This window comes from Borreliella afzelii, assembly GCF_014202295.1.
Taxonomy (GTDB): domain Bacteria; phylum Spirochaetota; class Spirochaetia; order Borreliales; family Borreliaceae; genus Borreliella; species Borreliella afzelii.
In genome coordinates this window covers 1-3,678 of sequence record NZ_JACHGM010000021.1, presented here as the reverse complement: position 1 = coordinate 3,678, position 3,678 = coordinate 1, and the positions used below count along the sequence as shown (strand labels likewise).

Genomic DNA, 3,678 nt, shown 5'->3' with positions numbered 1-3,678 from the left:
TTGCTCATACGATGATGTTAAGAAATTGCCTTATGATGAGCTTTTAGAAGTCAATCGAATTGCTGATCTTAAATTAGAAAAAGAGTTGTATGAATTAATTTTAAGCAAGTGAGGGCTTAATGAGCGACAAATTCACTATTAAATTTAAAGGTATTCTTGATCATGCAGCAACAAAAAAGGCTATTGAGCAAGATATTACCAAAATGGAAAAATATCTTAAACCTAAAAAATCTAGTTTGGGCAGTACTAAAGATATTGTAAAAAGTAATTTGTCTGATAAGAAAAAAGAACTAAACAAACAATCTAAATTTGAAAACTTAAGAGAACGTGTTGAGAAATATAGACTTACACAAACTAAAAAGCTTATGAAACAGGGCATGGGTTTTGAAAAAGCTAGAAAAGAAGCTTTTAAAAGATCTTTAATGTCTGATAGAGATAAAAGACGCCTTGAGTATAAAGAACTTGCAAAAGAATCAAAAGCAAAAAGTAAAATGATAGGGGCTTCTCAAGGAAAAGGGCTTGTTGCCAAAATTGCAATAGGTAGTGCTCTAGGAAATATCATTGGCAACGCTATGAGTAAAGCAGCAGGAGGACTTTTAGGATTTGCTAAAAAAGCAGTTGAGGAAAAATCTAAAACGAATAGAACTGAACTTCTCAACAGTGCGTTTTTTGAGAAAGATGAACGGAATACGATTATGGGAACTCTTAAAGGAATGAAAGGATTCGAGCGCGACTTAGAAAAAGAAGAGTTTTTAAATCAAGCAAGTGTCTTTAAGGGTACTTTAAGAGATTTAGGTATGCTAAATCTAAATAATTTAAAAAAAGCAGTAGAGTTTTCAGCTGCGCTTAAATCTAGTGGCGCTATGAGCGGCGAGGACGCTGTAAAAGCTGTTAATAGTCTACTTAGTGGAGAGGGAGATGAGCTTTTTGATCTACTAAAAAAGTCGGGGGTTGGAGACAAATATATAGAAGATGCTAAAAAAGCTTGGCAAAGTGGCGCCGAAGTAGATCTCGAATCTAGAATTACTATGTTGGGTGAAATGTTTAAAGATTTTAAATCTTTTGGCCTTACGAAAAAAGCAGATACGAAAGAAGAGATTGATAGCAATTTGGCCTCAGCTGAGCAAACTCTTGCAAACTTAACCACCACTGTTTTGGATCCAATACTTAAATTCATTAAAATGGTCACTGATTACTTTAATGGCTTTACTTTGCAAACACATGTTATTCAGCCCTTTTTTAAAGGGCTGAAAAGCCTTTTTGCCAAGTTGCCATTGGTTGGTTGGGCTTTTGAAGACAATCCCACCCCTCCTAAAACCAAAAACAAAAACAACGACACCGGAGGCCCTCCTCCACCTTCGTCTACACCTTCTGGAGGGAAACCTGAGGATATGGCAAACACTACCCCATAATTTTGATAAAAAGGTAATTACTTATGGCTATTAACAATAAAAAAATTATTAACAATAAAACAATATCGCCTGTAGAAAAAGAGGATTCTACGGACATTATAAATGCAAATAATAACAATTGCGAAAATAAAAAAGAAGGGGAAATGTCTTGTGAAGAGATTAGACAATTAATAAAAGACATAGCAACCCAACTATTTACTTTTTTTGGAGCAGATAACTTTTTATTGCTATTCCCGAGACTAGATTTTAAAGGTTTTGGATATGTACCACAATTGTTTTTTATAAAACCAAAAACTGAACTTATATCACGAACTTACAATACTAGTTGTTCTAAACGCCCGGTTATTAACTATTATGATAGAAAAGCAGAATATGTAAGCTATAACCCAGTAATGACGGGAGAACATATATCATTAAGTGGTGGAATATTAACTTCCATGTACAAAGATATGCTTTCGATATTCAAAACTACTGTTTTTGGCAATTTTTTGTTCCGCTTTGACTCTCACCTTGTAAAAGAACAACTAGCTAATAGGCTGCAAGCCCAAGTTCCTTTTACTATCTACAGTCCAACTTTTGGCCTAAAAGAATTAGCTATAATTACAAATCTTACGTTTAAGGACACTCCTTTTATTGATGAAGTTGAAGTGAGTCTTTCAATAGAAGTAGTGAAAACATTTACATTAGAAAAATATAAAGGATAATCTATGTTACTAAGTTATGATTTTAAAATTGAATTTTACGATGTAGATAAATCAAAAAAATCAAATGATGGAATTCCTTTTCCAGAAGAAAATCCTAAAATTATAATCAATACACAACATGGAATTCATGTTGATATTTCCATATCCAACGTGTATTCAAATATTCATACTATAAGTTCCAAACAAGCAAAAATTGTACTTTGGAACTTGCCCTTAGACTTCAACGATCATATCAAATTCGGAGATATAGTAAAAATACATTATAAGAAATTTGCTCATGAGAAAAAATTTGATTTTATAATGGCAGGGACTTTGGGAACTCCCATGAGCACTGATTATCCCGGTGGAGATTTTAGTGTCGAGCTTGATGTTCGTTTATTAACTAAAAGCAACTTCTTCAATCGCAAATTGGAGGGCAAAGAGGGTAAAAGCTTTAAAGGTAAAACAGTGCAAGAGGCAATAGAATCTGTATTTCCTAATCGCAATATCATTCGTATGGATGAAAAAGATAGACTTAAAGTCATTGACAAAAATATTTATGCCACAACACCAAAAGAGTTTATTGAAAAAATAAAAGGGGTATATGTTCATAACGTAATAGCTGATATTGGTACTGGTTTAAAGGGAAATGATTGCAATATTATATTTACTAATTATAAAAAAAAGGGGGAAAATGTTCACTACGAGGCATTAGAAGATTATGGACTTGAGTTTATCCCACAACAAGAAATTACTTTAGGAACCACACTCAAAATAAATCTTATATTTTGGAATGCCAAAACATTTTACACACATAAGCTAAATGTTGGTGATAAAGTTTCATTTATTGATGGGCTAGGGAAAATGATAAAAACCACCATAAAAGAAACAAGCGCAAGCCTTAGTAACACGGGAGAGTGTTCACTGATACTTAAGCTAGAGGATGACTCTAATAGAAAAAACGTAAAAGCTAAGGGAAGTTAGGATGGGTAAAGAAGACTATGAAATTTACAGAATGAACCAGCGCCTTTATGGCCATGCATTGGCACAAGAAGACATGAAAAATTGGATTTATTCAAATATTTTCATAACTCGAATTGGCACTGTAAAGGAGTTTAAGCAGCAAACTCAAGAGGCTATAGTTACAATACCAGAATTTGAAGACTTGGAAATTCACACAAAAAATATATCTAATATCGGTTTTGAACTATCAAAAGGTGATACTGTTTTACTACTTCAATCAAGCGTTAATATTTTTGATAAAAATGACGATATTCATTTTGACAAACATCATTTTTACATACTTAGCGCAATTAGTCCAAAAACTTTAAATTTAATTTGTGATACTGTTAAAATAAAAGCAAATAGTAGAATTGAAATAGATAACCAAACAACTAGCTTGAAAGAAATTCTAGATGGTATTATCAGTGCTATTAACGGTATAACTATCAAAGGAGACTCAATAATTGACAAGGCGAGCCTAAAAATAGTAACCTCTAGAATTTCTGCTAATATCAACAGTTTGTTTAAGTAATTTTTGCTAAATATGGTATAATTACTAGTATGGATTTAAGAATTGGAAA

At 32.5% G+C, this 3,678-nt stretch carries 5 protein-coding genes; all 5 read left to right on the top strand.

The window, feature by feature from the left end:
• Positions 1-112 (top strand): DUF1322 family protein (locus tag HNP63_RS06380; protein WP_183227641.1); only part of this gene is annotated, 112 nt, incomplete at its 5' end.
• 7 nt (positions 113-119) lie between these two features.
• Positions 120-1,412 (top strand): DUF759 family protein, encoded by a 1,293-nt coding sequence (locus HNP63_RS06375; protein ID WP_073999432.1) that lies wholly within the window; start codon positions 120-122, stop codon positions 1,410-1,412.
• Between the two features lie 23 nt (positions 1,413-1,435).
• Positions 1,436-2,116 (top strand): DUF792 family protein, encoded by a 681-nt coding sequence (locus tag HNP63_RS06370; RefSeq protein ID WP_073999433.1) that lies wholly within the window; start codon positions 1,436-1,438, stop codon positions 2,114-2,116.
• A gap of 3 nt (positions 2,117-2,119) precedes the next feature.
• Positions 2,120-3,079: a DUF693 family protein gene (locus tag HNP63_RS06365; protein WP_012579133.1), complete on the top strand. Its 960-nt coding sequence runs from the start codon at positions 2,120-2,122 to the stop codon at positions 3,077-3,079.
• A gap of 1 nt (position 3,080) precedes the next feature.
• Complete coding sequence (locus HNP63_RS06360) at positions 3,081-3,629, top strand: DUF777 family protein (protein ID WP_183227639.1); 549 nt, start codon at positions 3,081-3,083, stop codon at positions 3,627-3,629.
• Positions 3,630-3,678 lie beyond the last annotated feature (49 nt).

Coding starts and splice junctions, on each gene's coding strand:
- HNP63_RS06375 (WP_073999432.1), top strand. CDS start 120: ATGAGCGACAAATTCACTATTAAATTTAAAGGTATTCTTGATCATGCA.
- HNP63_RS06370 (WP_073999433.1), top strand. CDS start 1,436: ATGGCTATTAACAATAAAAAAATTATTAACAATAAAACAATATCGCCT.
- HNP63_RS06365 (WP_012579133.1), top strand. CDS start 2,120: ATGTTACTAAGTTATGATTTTAAAATTGAATTTTACGATGTAGATAAA.
- HNP63_RS06360 (WP_183227639.1), top strand. CDS start 3,081: ATGGGTAAAGAAGACTATGAAATTTACAGAATGAACCAGCGCCTTTAT.